The following is a 14,442-nucleotide window of genomic DNA, read 5'->3' as shown; positions in this document are numbered from 1 at the left end:
TGATAACGTGAACATGGACATAGAACTTATCACGCCCATTGCCATCGAGGGAGGCCTCCGTTTCGCTATCCGTGAAGGCGGCCGTACCGTCGGTGCGGGAGTGGTAACCGCCGTGACGAGTTAGTTTTTGGGAATAGATTTGTAATTCGGGTTTGAGGAGGGCAGAACAGTGACCGGCCAGAAAATACGTATTCGTTTAAAAGCTTTCGATCACAAGTTGCTGGACCAATCTTCCAGCAAGATTGTGGAGGCGGTTAAGAGGACAGGCGCCAATGTCTCCGGGCCGGTTCCTCTTCCGACGGAAAGGAACCGTTACACGGTGATACGCGCGCCCCATAAATACAAGGATTCGCGGGAACAATTCGAGATTCGCACTCATAAGCGATTGATCGATATCCTGGAGCCTACTCCCAAAACAGTCGAAGCTTTGATGGGAATCAATTTGCCCGCGGGAGTCAATATCGAGATCAAATTGTAAGCGGAGGGCAGGAGGTGTTCATGATGAAAAAAGCGATACTTGCCCGGAAGGAAGGTATGACCCAGATTTATGATGAGACCGGCAAGGTTATACCGGTTACGGTACTTAAAGCAGGTCCTTGCAGGGTCATATTCAAAAGGACCCTGGAAAGGGACGGGTACTCGGCCGTCCAGGTTGGGTTTGAAGAAAAGAAGCTTTCGCGGGTAAATCAGCCGGAAGAGGGCCACTACAAGAAAGCCAAAGTGCCCCCGTGCCGGGTGTTGAAAGAATTTAGAATGGACAATGCCGATGAGTTCGAAGTGGGTGCGGAAATAAAGTCCGACATATTTTCACCGGGTGATCTTGTCGATATCAGTGGCATATCGAAAGGGAAGGGGTTTGCCGGAAGTGTAAAGCGGCATGGGTTCAAGATGGGGCCCCGTACCCATGGATCACATCATCACCGTGGCCCGGGGTCTCTTGGTTCGGTGGATCTATCCCGTATTTTCAAAGGGAAAAAACTTCCGGGGCGCATGGGCGGAAGGCGATCCACCATTCTCAACTTGAAGGTTGTCAGCGTTGATCCGGCAAAAAATATATTACTGGTAAAGGGATCCGTGCCCGGTCCGCGTGGGGTTTTGCTTGAGGTAAGAGAGGCTGTAAAGAAAACCAGTTGAGGCCGGGAAGGAGGTAGCTTGAAGTGACCAAATTGGCAGTATTGAATATTCAGGGAGAAGAAGTTGGCCATGTGGATTTGAAGGAGGAACTTTTCGCCGCTCCGATAAGCAAGGGAGCTCTCTACTACACGGCGGTGGCACAGATGTCCAACAGCCGTCTGGGGGCCGCTTCGACCAGGAAAAGAGGCGAAGTCAGGGGTGGTGGGCGGAAACCCTGGTCGCAGAAAGGAACCGGGAGAGCCCGTCATGGTTCTTCCCGTTCACCCGTCTGGGTCGGTGGCGGGGTGACCTTCGGCCCCTCGCCCGAACGGAAGTATACACGCAAAGTTCCCAGGAAGGTCAAACGGATTGCATTGCAGTCGGCGTTGAGCACCAAGGTCCATGATAACAAGTTTCTGGTGATCGAGGAACTGAGCATGGACGAACCCAGGACCAGAAGGATGAAAGGGATTCTGGAAAAATTGAAAGCACAACCCCGTGTTCTTCTGGTTACGGATCGGCCGGATTTGAACATTATCAAATCGGCGCGGAATCTCCAGGGGGTAAAAGTGATCACTGCCGAACAGCTCAATGTGCTCGATCTTTTGAATCATGATTATCTGATCATGACCAGGAAGGCATTGCAGCGGACCGAGGAGGTGTTTTGCAGTTGAAAAATGCCCGTGATATCATCATCAGGCCCCTGGTAACCGAAAAAACCACGGACTTGATGGAGGAAAACAAATATACTTTTATCGTTGACAGGAAATCCAACAAAATTGACATCAAAAGGGCTATCGAGGAAATATTCGGGGTCCAGGTTGCTTCGGTCTATACCATGAATTTTAAAGGTAAAAAACGCCGCCTGGGCAGGTACCCTGAAGGCTTGCGGCCCGGTTACAAAAAAGCGATTGTGAAGCTTGCTGAAGGAAGCAAGCAGATAGACATTATTTGATAGCACATTATTTAACAAACAGGCAGGTAAGGGGGGAAAAAAAATGGCTATGAAAAAATTCAGCCCCACTTCTCCAGGAAGGCGGTTCATGAACGTTTCCGATTTCGCGGAACTTTCAAAGGATAAACCGGAAAAATCTTTGCTTGTTTCACTCAAGAAGAGGTCGGGTAGGAATTTCAGGGGAACGATAACGGTCCGTCATCGGGGCGGCGGTAACAAACGCCGCTACCGGCTGATTGATTTCAAGCGGAACAAGGATAACATCCCGGCCAGGGTTGCCGGAATCGAGTATGATCCCAACCGTACCTCCAGGATAGCATTGCTGAACTATGCAGATGGAGAAAAACGCTATATCCTTGCTCCACTGGGGCTACAGGAAGGGCAGACGATAATGTCGGGTGAAAAAGTGGAGATACGCCCCGGCAATGCATTGCCGTTACATGCGATACCGGCAGGGACCTTCGTGCATAACATCGAGATGAAGCCGGGTCGGGGGGGGCAACTGGTACGCACTGCAGGAGGCGCCGCACAGTTGATTGCCAAGGAAGGGAAGATGGTTCATATCCGCTTACCCTCGGGGGAGGTCCGTCTCCTGCCCCGGGATTGCAGAGCAACTGTGGGCCAGTTGGGCAATATTGAACACGAAAATATAACTATCGGCAAAGCCGGGCGGTCGCGCTGGCTGGGGAGAAGGCCGGCAGTCAGGGGGTCAGCAATGAACCCTGTGGACCACCCGCATGGAGGAGGAGAGGGGAAGGCACCCATCGGCAGGGAAAGTCCAATGACTCCCTGGGGCATGCCATCGCTGGGATACAAAACTCGTAAGAAAAACAAGGAATCGGATCGGTATATTATCAAATCCAGGCGTAATTGATCATGGCGAGGAGGATAGTTAAAAAAGATGTCCCGTTCAATAAAAAAAGGTCCGTATGTTGAAGAAAAACTGATAAGCAGGATTAGACAGATGAATGAGAAGGGCGGCAAGAAAGTCATCAAAACCTGGTCCCGCCGGTCAACAATTTTTCCCGACATGGTCGGGCACACCATTGCTGTGCATGATGGCCGCAAACATGTCCCCGTGTACATTACCGAGGACATGGTCGGGCACAAGTTGGGTGAATTTGCTTCGACCAGAACATTCCGGGGTCATGGTTCCCACACCGAACGCTCTACGTCATTAAAGTAAGGTTTCTATGGAGGTCAAGAAAATGGAAGCGAAAGCCAAGGCAAATTATGTTAGAATCGCCCCCCGGAAAGTGCGGGAAGTTATAGATCTGATCCGGAATAAACCGGTGAACGAGGCCAGGGCAATTCTCAGCTACAATCAGCGTCGTGCGGCCAGGATAATCAATAAAATTCTCAACTCCGCCATAGCCAATGCAGAAAACAATTTTGAAATGAACCAGCATGATCTTTACGTGGCCGAGGCCTATGTGAATGAAGGGCCGATCATGAAACGAGTCCGGCCAAGAGCAAGAGGGCGGCGTTATCTTATTCGAAAAAGATCGAGCCATATAACGTTGGTATTAAAAGAAGGAAAGGAGGTATAGAAGATGGGGCAAAAAGTCAGTCCCGTGGGATTTCGTATCGGAATAATCCGTAATTGGGATGCAACGTGGTATGCGGAGAAAGATTATGCCCGGCTACTTCATGAAGATATCCGGGTGCGTGATTATATCCAACAGAAGCTTGCCAATGCCGGAATATCCAGGATCGAGATCGAACGGGTCAGCAATAATCTGAAACTTAACATCCATACAGCCAAGCCCGGAATGGTTATCGGCAGGGGCGGAACAGAAGTGGATCGATTGAAAAAAGATCTGGAAAAAATGACGGGGAGAAATTTGCAGATCAATATATTCCAGATCAAAACGCCGGAACTGGATGCTTACCTTGTGGCGGAGAGTATCGCTTCGCAGCTTGTCCGCCGCATAGCTTTCAGAAGGGCCATGAAACAGGCCATATTCCGTACCATCAAGGAAGGTGCCAGGGGGATCAAAGTTCTTTGTTCCGGGCGCCTGGGCGGAAACGATATGGCCCGCACTGAAAGCTATATGGAAGGAACAGTTCCCCTGCAGACCTTGCGTGCTGATATCGACTACGGCTTTGCAGAAGCGCATACGACTTACGGGCGCATAGGCGTGAAGGTATGGATTTTCAAGGGAGAAATTCTTCCCCAGAAGGAGAAAACAATCCCGGAAGGAGGCGATCGGAATGTTGATGCCCAAACGGGTTAAATTCAGGCGCCATCACCGCGGACGCATGAAGGGTATGTCCAAGGGGGGCACGTCCATAGAGTTTGGCGAGTACGGTCTACAGGCGCTGGAGCCTTCGTGGATCACCAGCCAGCAGATAGAGGCTGCCCGTATTGCGATGACCCGCCATATCAAGAGGGGCGGAAAGGTTTGGATTCGTATTTTTCCGGACAAACCGGTTACGGAAAAACCTGCTGAAACACGTATGGGTAAAGGCAAAGGTACTCCGGAATACTGGGTGGCAGTGGTAAAGCCCGGGAGAATAATGTTTGAACTGGCCGGAGTAAGGGAAGACGTGGCTCGTGCAGCCTTGCGTCTTGCGGCAAGCAAACTGCCTATCAAAACCAAATTTGTCAAGATTGACAAGGTGGGTGGTGAAGGTTGATGAAGATCAAGGATATCAGGGAACTTTCCGATCAGGAATTGAATGAGAAATTGATTGAATTCAAGGAGGAGCTTTTCAACCTGCGTTTTCAGCTGGCTACCGGGCAACTTGAAAACCACATGCGTATCAAGGATGTACGCCGGGGTATCGCCAGGGTCAAAACGGTGATGACGGAAAGAGCTCTTTAGAAAAGCAAATAGCAGCCGTATGCGCTAAAAGGAGGGGACAATCTGTTGGAACGTGGAAGGCGAAAAACACTTACCGGCCGGGTGGTGAGCGACAAGATGGAAAAAACACGGGTCGTTGCGGTGGATAGAACCGCCAGACATCCGCTTTACGGGAAGATTATTCGGCGCACCAAAAAATACAAGTTTCATGATGAAGACAATCAATCTCATCATGGGGATCTGGTAAGGATAATGGAAACCAGGCCCTTGAGCAAGGACAAAAGGTGGCGGCTGATAGAGATTGTTGAAAAATCAAAACTTTAGGGTTTCGAGGCTGGTCTGTACTAGGGGGTGCATGGAAGGTGATTCAGAGCGAAACGAGGTTGAGTGTTGCCGATAATACCGGGGCCAGAAAACTTCTTTGTATCAAGGTTCTTGGGGGATCGGGGCGCAAGTCGGGGAATATCGGCGATATCATAGTAGCCACTGTCAAAGAGGCTGCACCGGGCGGTGTTGTCAAAAAAGGCGAGGTGGTCCGGGCCGTTATCGTCAGAACGAAGAGCGGGATGCATCGCAGGGATGGATCTCACATCTCCTTCGACGACAATGCAGCTGTGATCATCAATGAGCAGAACAATCCCCGTGGCACGCGCATTTTTGGGCCGGTGGCAAGGGAATTGCGAGAAAAAGATTTCATGAAAATAGTATCACTGGCTCCGGAAGCGATCTAGATATGTGGATGAGGAGGGATGTTGAATGGCTTCTGTAAAACTGAAAATCAAAACGGGAGACAATGTTCAAGTGCTCTCCGGTAAAGATAAGGGAAAGAAGGGTAAGGTTATCGCTGCCTATCCCCGGGAGAGGTTGGTCAAGGTGGAAGGGATCAATATCATCAAAAAACATGCCAAACCAACCCAGAAAGTCCCGCAGGGGGGCATCAGGGAGATGGAAGCTCCCATGCACATATCCAAGGTAATGATTCTATGCCCGGCCTGTGGCAAAACAACGCGGGTAGGCCGAAAAGATATCGGTGAACGGCTGATCAGAGTGTGTAAAAAGTGTGGGGAATCTTTGGATAAATGAAGGGGGAATGTGAGCCTTGAATCGTTTAAAAGAAAAATACCTCGGCGATGTCCGAAACGAGATGATGAAGATTTTTCAATACCGGAACATCATGGAGGTTCCCAGACTGGAAAAGGTGGTTGTAAACATGGGGGTTGGCGAGGCCAAGGAAAATGCCAGGCTGTTGGATGCGGCTGCCCATGACCTGTCCCTGATTACCGGCCAGAAACCGATCATTACCAGAGCAAAGAAATCTGTCGCCAGTTTCAAAGTCCGTGAGGGGATGGCCATCGGTTGCATGGTAACCCTTCGTGGGGACAGGATGTATCATTTTGTAGACAAACTGTTCAACGTAGCTCTACCCCGGGTCAGGGATTTCAGGGGTATTTCGCCCCGTTCTCTTGACGGACGCGGCAATTTTTCACTGGGGATCAAGGAGCAGCTGGTGTTTCCGGAAATAGATTACAGCCAGGTTGAGAAGATCAGGGGAATGGATATAACAATTGTAACCACGGCTAGAACTGACGAGGAGGCCCGGGAGCTACTTCGTCTCATGGGGATGCCCTTCCGGGCTGCTTGATACAGGGGAGGATAGATATGGCCAAGAAATCGTTGATAGCCAGTGCCAAGCGGAAGCCGAAATATGCTGTAAGAGCTTACAACAGATGTCAGATATGTGGCAGGCCACGAGCTTACTTGCGCAAATTTGGCATGTGCCGGTTGTGTTTTCGCAAACTGGCAAATGAGGGCAAGATTCCTGGTGTAAGAAAAGCCAGCTGGTAAAAGTTTGAGTAAAGGAGGGGTTACGCGATGATGACTGACCCTATTGCCGATCTGCTTACCCGTATCCGTAATGCCAATATGGCACAACACGACACGGTGGAGATCGCGGCTTCAAATGTAAAAAAAGCCATCGCCGAGATTCTGAAAGAAGAGGGTTTTATCAGGGATTATCAATATATCAATGACCATAAACAGGGAATTTTAAAGATTACTTTGAAATATGGCCAGGATTCGAGACGGGTTATAACCGGGCTCAAGAGGATCAGCAAGCCCGGCCTGAGAGTATATGCGCGGAAAGATAATCTGCCCAAGGTGCTGGGGGGATTGGGAATTGCTATCATTTCTACCTCGAGAGGTTTGTTGACGGACAAGGATGCTCGCCGTGAAGGTATCGGCGGCGAGGTTCTTTGCTACGTGTGGTAGGGCTCAAAAAGGAGGTACTTCGATGTCGAGAACAGGGAAGAAGCCGATCCAGATACCCGATGGCGTGGAAGTTCAGATAAAAGATAACCATATCAAGGTCAAAGGCCCTCATGGCGAACTGGGCCATGACATCCCATCCGGTATCAGTGTGGAACAGGATGAACGGACAATTATTGTAAAAAAGAGTTTGGACAATATCAAGCACAAATCATTGCAAGGTTTGACGAGGACGTTGGTTTATAATATGATCTGCGGGGTCACAGAAAAATTTTCAAAAACGTTGGAACTCGTAGGGGTGGGATACCGGGCAACTTTGCAGGGAAACAAGGTTTCCCTGGCTGTGGGGCTGTCACACCCTGCTGTTTTTGAAATTGAGGATAACCTCGATGTCGAGGTGCCGACACCGGCAAAAATCATCATTTCGGGTATCGACAAACAGCAGGTTGGCAATTTTGCTGCCAGAATAAGAAGTGTAGCGCCACCCGAGCCCTACAAGGGGAAGGGGATCAAGTACGAAAACGAATATGTCCGCAAAAAAGTAGGAAAAGCCGGTACTTAGAGGCAGTTCAAGGGGGCACATTGTATGATTAAAAAAGAATCAAAAAACACTGTTCGGAAACGGCGTCATCGCCGGGTACGGAACAAAGTTTTCGGAACGGCGGAACGTCCACGTTTGAATGTGTTTCGCAGTTTGCAACATATGTATGTAAATTTTATCGATGATGAGAATAATCACACTCTGCTCAGTGTCTCATCTCTTGATCAGGAATTGAAGGACAAGGTAGTCGGAAGGAATAACAGGGAAACGGCCAGATTGGTCGGGGAACTTGCCGGTAAAAAAGCCAAAGCATTGAAGATAGACAGGGCAGTTTTCGATCGTGGGGGATACAAATACCACGGACGGGTAAAGGAACTGGCGGATGCGATCCGCGCTCAGGATATAGAATTTTAAGGAAGGGAGGAAATGATGAAGAATCCAGAAATTGTTCCCGAATTTGAAGAAAAAGTCGTCAGAGTGAACCGTGTTGCAAAGGTGGTAAAAGGCGGCCGCCGCTTCAGTTTCAGTGCATTGGTCGTGGTGGGTGATCGCAAAGGCAGGGTTGGGATGGGCCTGGGAAAGGCAGGAGGAGTTCCGGAGGCTATCCGCAAAGCGGTGGACAATGCTCAAAAAGAACTCATCGAGGTACCGATGGTTGGGACCACGATCACGCATCCCATTATCGGGCGTTTCGGGGCAGGTAGAGTTCTGTTGAAGCCGGCATCCGAAGGAACGGGAATCATTGCCGGCGGCCCTGTTCGTGCCGTGCTTGAACTTTCCGGTATCCGCGATATATTAACCAAATCATTGGGTTCATCCAATGCCCTCAACATGGTCAGGGCCACCATACAAGGCTTGAGTTCATTGCGGAGGGAAGAAGAAGTGAGTGCACTGAGGGGCGTGCCGATCAAATAATTGTGACGAAATCATCACTTTTATTCAGTAACGAAGTTATCGGGGGTGAACAAGTATGCGAGCACATGATATATTTCCTCCGCCCAATTCCAGGTTCAAAGCGAAGAGAAAAGGGCGGGGGATCTCTGCCGGGCAGGGGAAGACAGCCGGACGGGGTCACAAGGGGCAGAAAGCCCGTTCAGGAGGAAAGGTCAGGCGGGGGTTCGAGGGAGGTCAGACACCCCTTACCCAGCGATTGCCCAAAAGAGGCTTTACCAATATTTTTAAAAAAGAATGGTCATTGGTAAATGTAAATGATCTGAACAATTTCGAAGAAGGCAGCATCGTTAACCCTGAATCTTTGAAAGAAAAAGGATTGGTCAAAAACCTGGAAGCCAAAATAAAGATTCTCGGCAACGGTATTCTGGAAAAAAAATTGACGGTTCAAGCCCACAGGTTCAGCAAGGCGGCGGAAGAAAAGATCGTTTCTTCCGGTGGTAAGGTGGAGGTGCTCTGATGCTGGAGACGATAAGAAACATCTGGAGAATCAAGGAATTGCGGGAAAGATTGTTCTTTACCCTGGCCATGTTTGTGGTTTTCAGAATAGGTTCTCATGTGCCTGTTCCCGGGATTGATCCTTCAAAATTGGCCGATTTTTTCCTCGGCGATGATATTTTTGGTTTCCTGAACGTGATGAGCGGTGGTGCTCTTAGCAAATTCTCGATTTTCGCCATGGGCATAATGCCCTATATCACTGCTTCGATCATCATGAATCTCCTTACGGTGGTCATTCCCAAGTTCAAGGAGTGGGGCGAGGAAGGGCCGGAGGGAAGAAAGAAACTGGCCCAGCTTTCCCGTTACGGTACGGTGGTGATTGCCCTGATCCAGGCTGTGGGGATGTCTTTTACCATAGCGCGCCAGGCCGTAGTTGAAGAAACATTTACCGCTTACCTGGTCATCATCATTTCATTGACGGCGGGTACTGCATTTCTGATGTGGATGGGGGAATTGATCACCGAAAAAGGGATCGGCAACGGTATCTCTCTGATCATTTTTGCCGGCATCATTGCCGGGTTCCCGCAAGGGGTCAGCATGAATATAGAACTGTTCAGGTTGGGTGAGATAAAGGTACTGGCCGTTATCATCGTGTTGGTATTGATGCTTCTGCTCATGTTGGGTATCATTGCCCTTGATCAGGGACAGCGCCGTATTCCGGTCAATTACAGCAAGCGGATCAAGGGGCGCAAGATGTACGGGGGACAATCGACGCACATCCCCATGAAGGTAAACCCTTCCGGGGTTATACCGGTGATATTTGCATCGGTGTTGCTGATGTTTCCTGCAACGATAGTACAGTTTATCGACCATCCATTTGCCAAAAAAATAACGACGGCTTTGAGCTGGGGCAAACCGGTAAATCTTGTTCTGTATGTTTTTCTGATCATCGCTTTTTCATATTTTTACACGGCCATACAGTTTGATCCCAACCAGATCGCCGGAAACATAAGAAAATATGGGGGTTTTGTTCCGGGGTTGCGACCGGGAAGGCCGACTGCGGAATACCTTTCCCGGATAATTACCCGTTTGACAACCGTGGGTGCTATTTCTCTTGCTTTTATATCAATATTTCCCATCTTGCTTGAAGGGATTACCCAGTTGCGCGTTGTCTTTACGGGAACCGGACTGATCATCGTCGTCGGGGTTACCCTGGAGACGATGAAACAGGTTGAAGGGCATCTGTTGATGCGCAGTTACAAGGGATTCATGAAATAGTGGGTGTCAAATGATTATCAGTAAAACCAGGGAAGAACTGGACATAATGCGTGAAGCCGGGAGGATCGTGGCCCGGGTTCTGCAAGCCATGAAAGCAATGGCAGTTCCCGGTGTGGAGACGGCTGAATTGGATCAGCGGGCCCGGGAAATCATCAAGGAAGCGGGAGCAGAACCGGCATTTCTGGGTTACAGGGGGTTTCCGGCCAGTATCTGTACCAGCATCAACGAGGAGTTGGTACATGGGATTCCCGGAACCAGGAAATTGAAAGAAGGCGATATTTTAAGTGTCGATGCCGGGGCAAGATTTCGGGGTTACCATGGTGATGCGGCGGTTACCCTTCCCGTGGGAAAAATAAACAAGGCTGCCCGCCGCCTGGTCAGGGTAACCGAGGGGGCACTTGAAAAAGCTATCGAGCAGATGCGCATTGGAAACCATCTATCGGATGTTTCTCATGCCATCCAATCCTATGTGGAAAGTTTCGGATTCTCGGTGGTGAGGAATTATGTCGGTCATGGAATCGGTACCCGGATGCATGAGCCACCGGAGGTGCCCAATTTCGGACTTCCGGGCAGGGGCCCCCGGCTGAGGGAAGGGATGGTTCTGGCCATTGAACCGATGGTCAACATCGGTTCCTGGGAGGTGGAGGTACTTGCCGACCAATGGACGGTAGTAACAGCGGACCGTAGCCTGTGTGCTCATTTCGAGCATTCGGTTGCTATCACCTCCGCCGGCCCGGAAATTTTAACTTTGCTTTAGTGAGGAGAGGGGCTAATAGTGGGGGAGATAAGGCCGGGGCAACTGGTATGTTCATTGGCCGGGAGGGATCGGGGCAAATATTATTTTGTGTGGAGAAGGGTTGATAGCAGATATGTGCTGGTTGTTGACGGCCGGGGCAAGACCCTGAGTTCGGCCAAGAAAAAGAACCTGATTCATTTGCAGAAGCATAATTTTGTTTCGTCAGCTTTTGTAGAGGGAATCAACTCGGGGAAAATAACCGACAGTCTGATCAGCCGTTATCTCAAAGAAGCAATCGCAGGAAAGGAAGAGTAAAAAGGAGGTCGAGTGATTTTATGACCAAAAAGAAGGGGGTCATAGAACTCGAAGGCACGGTAGTTGAGCCTTTGCCCAATGCCATGTTCAAGGTAGAGCTTGCCAACGGGCACATGGTCCTGGCTCATGTTTCCGGAAAAATACGTATGAATTTCATCCGTATTCTCTCCGGTGACAGGGTACTGCTCGAGTTATCTCCTTATGACCTTACGCGGGGACGCATCACATATCGTTACAAGTAGCAGGGGGGGCAGAAACAATGAAAGTCAGGCCTTCGGTCAAGCGGATTTGTGAGAAATGTAAAATAATCCGTCGCAAGGGGAAAGTAATGGTCATCTGTGAAAATCCCAAACACAAGCAGCGCCAGGGATGAGCCATGCCGGTGGTGATCTACCGGCAGAAACAATATTGTTCCGAATATCGGCCGGGTCCGGATACATGATGCCAGAATTGGAAATAATACCCTAGATGTTGTTTGTTATTATCAGGATCTGATTGCCAAGAATTTTGGGGAGGAGGTGTTGTATTGGCCAGGATAGCAGGGGTAGATTTGCCGCGAGACAAGAGAGTTTGTATCGCCTTGACTCATATATACGGTATAGGTAGAAACAGAGCTCTTGAAGCGGTTCAGGAATCAAATATCGATCTACAGAAACGGGTCAGGGATCTGACGGAGGAGGAGGCAAACCGCCTGCGGGATTATATCGGCAAGAATTACCAGGTTGAGGGTGATCTGCGTCGTGTAGTCTCCATGAACATCAAAAGACTTGTAGAGATCAATTGTTACCGGGGAATCCGTCATCGCCGGGGGTTGCCGGTCAGGGGGCAGACAACAAAAAACAATGCGCGTACACGTAAAGGCCCGCGGAGAACGGTAGGTGTTCACCGCAGGTAAATTTTGATCGGAAGGGAGGAGGACAGACTTGAAGCGAACAAGGGGAGCCCGCGTTAGACGGAAAGAGAGAAAAAATGTAGAACGCGGTATTGCTCACATAAAATCAACGTTCAACAATACAATCATATCCATAAGCGATATGCAGGGCAATTGTATCTGCTGGTCCAGTGCCGGCAATTCGGGATTCAAGGGATCTCGCAAATCGACGCCTTTTGCGGCACAGGTTGCCGCGGATGCAGCGGCCAGGGAAGCCATGGAACATGGTATGAAACATATCGAGGTATATGTCAAGGGCCCTGGTTCCGGCAGGGAAGCAGCGATCCGTTCTCTCCAGGCAGCGGGGTTGGAGGTAAATGTAATCAAAGATTGTACACCTATACCCCATAACGGATGCCGCCCGCCCAAAAGACGAAGGGTTTAAATCCAATTCTTATATCGGAGGTGAATAATTACAAATCATGGCACGATACACTCAGTCTGTTTGCCGGCTATGCCGCAGGGAAGGCGTAAAATTATTTTTAAAGGGAGAGCGTTGTTACACGGACAAATGTGCCTTTACCAGGCATGCTTACCCGCCCGGACAGCACGGGCAGGGGAGGGGAAAGGTATCCGAATACGGATTGCAGTTGAGGGAGAAGCAGAAAGCCCGGCGTATCTATGGTGTTCTTGAGGGTCAATTCAGAAGGTACTTTGCCGAGGCAGACCGGAGAAGAGGGGTTACCGGCGAGATATTATTGCAAATTTTGGAGAGCCGCCTTGATAATACCGTCTTTCGCATGGGGCTGGCCAGATCGCGTTCCGAAGCAAGGCAGCTGGTCAGGCATGGCCACTTTGAGGTGAATGGCCGCAAAGTTGATATACCGTCCTATCAGACCAAGGCCGGGGATGAGATTGCCGTCCGGGAAAAAAGCAAGGGCAAGAAAATTTTTCAGTATATCAAGGAAGTCGGCGAGCAGGTAGGGATAGTCGAATGGCTTGAAGCTGATATTGAAAATTTGCGGGGGAAAGTACTGCGGGTTCCTGCCCGTGACGAGATAGATATTCCTATTTCCGAACACTTGATAGTGGAGATGTATTCCAGGTTGTAAAGTAAGATATCATTGAATGGGTGATCGAAGCCCCATCAAATGAATGTTACCCTGAACAGAAGGGGGTTTTCAGTAAAACATGATTGAGATCGAGCAGAAAGCAAAGATTGACCTGGTTGAAGTCAAGGATGAAGACAATGGTAACTATGGCAAGTTTATCATTGAACCGCTGGAAAGAGGTTATGGGACCACCTTGGGGGTTGCTTTGAGGAGGATACTGCTTTCATCCCTGAAAGGGGCCGCCGTCACCAGTATCAAGATAGACAATGTCCTCCACGAATTTTCAACGATAGAGGGTGTTGTGGAAGATACGGTGGAGATTGTCCTTCGCTTGAAGGATCTGTGTATGAAAGTCTCTTCAGACGAACCGCAGGTGCTGATGATCGAGGAGACTGGTCCCAAGGAGATCAGGGCCGGTGACATAACCGTTCCGTCCGACGTGGAGATATTGAATCCGGAGATGTTGATTGCCACTCTTTCCAAGGGGGCTGAACTCAACATGGAAATAAATGTGGCCAATGGCCGCGGTTATGTACCCGCGGATCAGAACAAGCACCCGCAGCAACCCATAGGTGTTATACCGTTGGATTCTTTCTTTTCGCCCATCCGTAAAGTAAATTACGCTGTCGAGGATACGCGGGTCGGGCAGAAGACGGATTACGATCGGCTGACCCTGGAAGTATGGACGGATGGAAGCGTCAGCGCGGAAGAATCGATCAGCCTGGCGGCAAAAATACTTAATACGCACCTGAACATCTTTATCAATCTGACCGAAAAAACCGATGAAGTGGAAATCATTGCCGATGAGGAAGAAGAAGGGAAAGATAAGGATCTGGGGCTGACAATCGAGGAACTTGATCTTTCGGTTCGCTCATTTAACTGCCTCAAGAGGGCGGGTATCAATGTAGTCGGGGAGCTTATAGAAAAAACCGAGGATGATTTGATGAAAGTCCGCAACCTGGGCAAGAAATCTCTGGAAGAGATCACCAACAAATTGGCCGAGTATGATCTTGCCCTGCGGGAGAAGGAAGAAGACGAGAGTTAGAGCAAATGGGGAGGA

The 14,442-nt window shown here is 49.6% G+C and carries 30 protein-coding genes; all 30 read left to right on the top strand.

Annotated features, from left to right (window positions below; genetic code table 11):
- The coding region (gene tuf, locus GX364_06965; GenBank protein NLI70585.1) for an elongation factor Tu at positions 1-124 on the top strand (124 nt) is incomplete at its 5' end.
- A 45-nt stretch (positions 125-169) separates the two neighbouring features.
- The gene (gene rpsJ / locus GX364_06960) at positions 170-478 is read left to right on the top strand and encodes a 30S ribosomal protein S10 (protein NLI70584.1); all 309 of its coding nucleotides are present in this window, start codon (positions 170-172) and stop codon (positions 476-478) included.
- A 23-nt stretch (positions 479-501) separates the two neighbouring features.
- Positions 502-1,134: a 50S ribosomal protein L3 gene (gene rplC / locus GX364_06955; GenBank protein ID NLI70583.1), complete on the top strand. Its 633-nt coding sequence runs from the start codon at positions 502-504 to the stop codon at positions 1,132-1,134.
- A gap of 23 nt (positions 1,135-1,157) precedes the next feature.
- Positions 1,158-1,787 (top strand): 50S ribosomal protein L4, encoded by a 630-nt coding sequence (rplD, locus tag GX364_06950; protein NLI70582.1) that lies wholly within the window; start codon positions 1,158-1,160, stop codon positions 1,785-1,787.
- Positions 1,784-2,068: a 50S ribosomal protein L23 gene (rplW, locus tag GX364_06945; GenBank protein ID NLI70581.1), complete on the top strand. Its 285-nt coding sequence runs from the start codon at positions 1,784-1,786 to the stop codon at positions 2,066-2,068. Before rplD ends, rplW begins: the two co-directional genes overlap by 4 nt.
- 43 nt (positions 2,069-2,111) lie before the next feature.
- Positions 2,112-2,942, top strand: coding sequence for a 50S ribosomal protein L2 (rplB, locus tag GX364_06940; protein ID NLI70580.1), 831 nt, complete (start codon positions 2,112-2,114; stop codon positions 2,940-2,942).
- A gap of 27 nt (positions 2,943-2,969) precedes the next feature.
- On the top strand, positions 2,970-3,254 hold the full coding sequence (rpsS, locus tag GX364_06935) for a 30S ribosomal protein S19 (GenBank protein ID NLI70579.1): 285 nt from the start codon (positions 2,970-2,972) through the stop codon (positions 3,252-3,254).
- A gap of 22 nt (positions 3,255-3,276) precedes the next feature.
- Positions 3,277-3,618 (top strand): 50S ribosomal protein L22, encoded by a 342-nt coding sequence (rplV, locus tag GX364_06930; protein NLI70578.1) that lies wholly within the window; start codon positions 3,277-3,279, stop codon positions 3,616-3,618.
- A 3-nt stretch (positions 3,619-3,621) separates the two neighbouring features.
- The gene (rpsC, locus tag GX364_06925) at positions 3,622-4,305 is read left to right on the top strand and encodes a 30S ribosomal protein S3 (GenBank protein ID NLI70577.1); all 684 of its coding nucleotides are present in this window, start codon (positions 3,622-3,624) and stop codon (positions 4,303-4,305) included.
- A complete protein-coding gene (gene rplP / locus GX364_06920) occupies positions 4,283-4,708 on the top strand; it encodes a 50S ribosomal protein L16 (protein NLI70576.1) in 426 nt (141 codons plus the stop codon). Before rpsC ends, rplP begins: the two co-directional genes overlap by 23 nt.
- Complete coding sequence (gene rpmC, locus GX364_06915; protein ID NLI70575.1) at positions 4,708-4,896, top strand: 50S ribosomal protein L29; 189 nt, start codon at positions 4,708-4,710, stop codon at positions 4,894-4,896. Before rplP ends, rpmC begins: the two co-directional genes overlap by 1 nt.
- Before the next feature lie 45 nt (positions 4,897-4,941).
- Positions 4,942-5,199 carry a 30S ribosomal protein S17 gene (gene rpsQ / locus GX364_06910; protein NLI70574.1) on the top strand — a complete coding sequence of 86 codons (258 nt, stop codon included), beginning with the start codon at positions 4,942-4,944 and terminating at the stop codon, positions 5,197-5,199.
- 38 nt (positions 5,200-5,237) lie between these two features.
- On the top strand, positions 5,238-5,606 hold the full coding sequence (gene rplN / locus GX364_06905) for a 50S ribosomal protein L14 (protein ID NLI70573.1): 369 nt from the start codon (positions 5,238-5,240) through the stop codon (positions 5,604-5,606).
- Between the two features lie 25 nt (positions 5,607-5,631).
- Positions 5,632-5,958, top strand: a complete 327-nt coding sequence (locus tag GX364_06900) for a 50S ribosomal protein L24 (GenBank protein ID NLI70572.1) — start codon at positions 5,632-5,634, stop codon at positions 5,956-5,958.
- A gap of 16 nt (positions 5,959-5,974) precedes the next feature.
- Positions 5,975-6,517, top strand: a complete 543-nt coding sequence (rplE, locus tag GX364_06895) for a 50S ribosomal protein L5 (protein NLI70571.1) — start codon at positions 5,975-5,977, stop codon at positions 6,515-6,517.
- 17 nt (positions 6,518-6,534) lie between these two features.
- Positions 6,535-6,720, top strand: coding sequence for a type Z 30S ribosomal protein S14 (locus tag GX364_06890; GenBank protein NLI70570.1), 186 nt, complete (start codon positions 6,535-6,537; stop codon positions 6,718-6,720).
- Positions 6,721-6,750: 30 nt separating this feature from the next.
- Positions 6,751-7,143: a 30S ribosomal protein S8 gene (rpsH, locus tag GX364_06885; protein NLI70569.1), complete on the top strand. Its 393-nt coding sequence runs from the start codon at positions 6,751-6,753 to the stop codon at positions 7,141-7,143.
- Positions 7,144-7,165: 22 nt separating this feature from the next.
- The gene (gene rplF / locus GX364_06880; GenBank protein NLI70568.1) at positions 7,166-7,702 is read left to right on the top strand and encodes a 50S ribosomal protein L6; all 537 of its coding nucleotides are present in this window, start codon (positions 7,166-7,168) and stop codon (positions 7,700-7,702) included.
- Between the two features lie 24 nt (positions 7,703-7,726).
- A complete protein-coding gene (locus GX364_06875; GenBank protein NLI70567.1) occupies positions 7,727-8,095 on the top strand; it encodes a 50S ribosomal protein L18 in 369 nt (122 codons plus the stop codon).
- A 12-nt stretch (positions 8,096-8,107) separates the two neighbouring features.
- Positions 8,108-8,596 (top strand): 30S ribosomal protein S5, encoded by a 489-nt coding sequence (gene rpsE, locus GX364_06870; GenBank protein NLI70566.1) that lies wholly within the window; start codon positions 8,108-8,110, stop codon positions 8,594-8,596.
- A gap of 55 nt (positions 8,597-8,651) precedes the next feature.
- Positions 8,652-9,092 carry a 50S ribosomal protein L15 gene (rplO, locus tag GX364_06865; protein NLI70565.1) on the top strand — a complete coding sequence of 147 codons (441 nt, stop codon included), beginning with the start codon at positions 8,652-8,654 and terminating at the stop codon, positions 9,090-9,092.
- Positions 9,092-10,348, top strand: a complete 1,257-nt coding sequence (gene secY, locus GX364_06860) for a preprotein translocase subunit SecY (protein ID NLI70564.1) — start codon at positions 9,092-9,094, stop codon at positions 10,346-10,348. Before rplO ends, secY begins: the two co-directional genes overlap by 1 nt.
- 10 nt (positions 10,349-10,358) lie before the next feature.
- Positions 10,359-11,105, top strand: coding sequence for a type I methionyl aminopeptidase (gene map / locus GX364_06855; protein ID NLI70563.1), 747 nt, complete (start codon positions 10,359-10,361; stop codon positions 11,103-11,105).
- Between the two features lie 18 nt (positions 11,106-11,123).
- Entirely contained in the window at positions 11,124-11,399 is a 276-nt protein-coding gene (locus tag GX364_06850) for an RNA-binding protein (protein ID NLI70562.1), read from the top strand.
- Between the two features lie 20 nt (positions 11,400-11,419).
- Entirely contained in the window at positions 11,420-11,641 is a 222-nt protein-coding gene (gene infA, locus GX364_06845; protein NLI70561.1) for a translation initiation factor IF-1, read from the top strand.
- Positions 11,642-11,658: 17 nt separating this feature from the next.
- Complete coding sequence (gene rpmJ / locus GX364_06840; protein NLI70560.1) at positions 11,659-11,772, top strand: 50S ribosomal protein L36; 114 nt, start codon at positions 11,659-11,661, stop codon at positions 11,770-11,772.
- A gap of 153 nt (positions 11,773-11,925) precedes the next feature.
- Positions 11,926-12,294 (top strand): 30S ribosomal protein S13, encoded by a 369-nt coding sequence (rpsM, locus tag GX364_06835; GenBank protein ID NLI70559.1) that lies wholly within the window; start codon positions 11,926-11,928, stop codon positions 12,292-12,294.
- Between the two features lie 28 nt (positions 12,295-12,322).
- On the top strand, positions 12,323-12,715 hold the full coding sequence (rpsK, locus tag GX364_06830; protein ID NLI70558.1) for a 30S ribosomal protein S11: 393 nt from the start codon (positions 12,323-12,325) through the stop codon (positions 12,713-12,715).
- A gap of 37 nt (positions 12,716-12,752) precedes the next feature.
- Entirely contained in the window at positions 12,753-13,382 is a 630-nt protein-coding gene (rpsD, locus tag GX364_06825) for a 30S ribosomal protein S4 (GenBank protein ID NLI70557.1), read from the top strand.
- Positions 13,383-13,461: 79 nt separating this feature from the next.
- Complete coding sequence (locus GX364_06820; GenBank protein NLI70556.1) at positions 13,462-14,427, top strand: DNA-directed RNA polymerase subunit alpha; 966 nt, start codon at positions 13,462-13,464, stop codon at positions 14,425-14,427.
- The last annotated feature ends 15 nt before the right edge of the window (positions 14,428-14,442 follow it).

It is taken from the genome of Bacillota bacterium (assembly GCA_012518215.1).
GTDB lineage: Bacteria > Bacillota > Dethiobacteria > DTU022 > PWGO01 > JAAYSV01.
The sequence above is the reverse complement of the archived record's forward strand: the minus strand, read 5'-3'. Positions and strand labels throughout refer to the sequence as shown.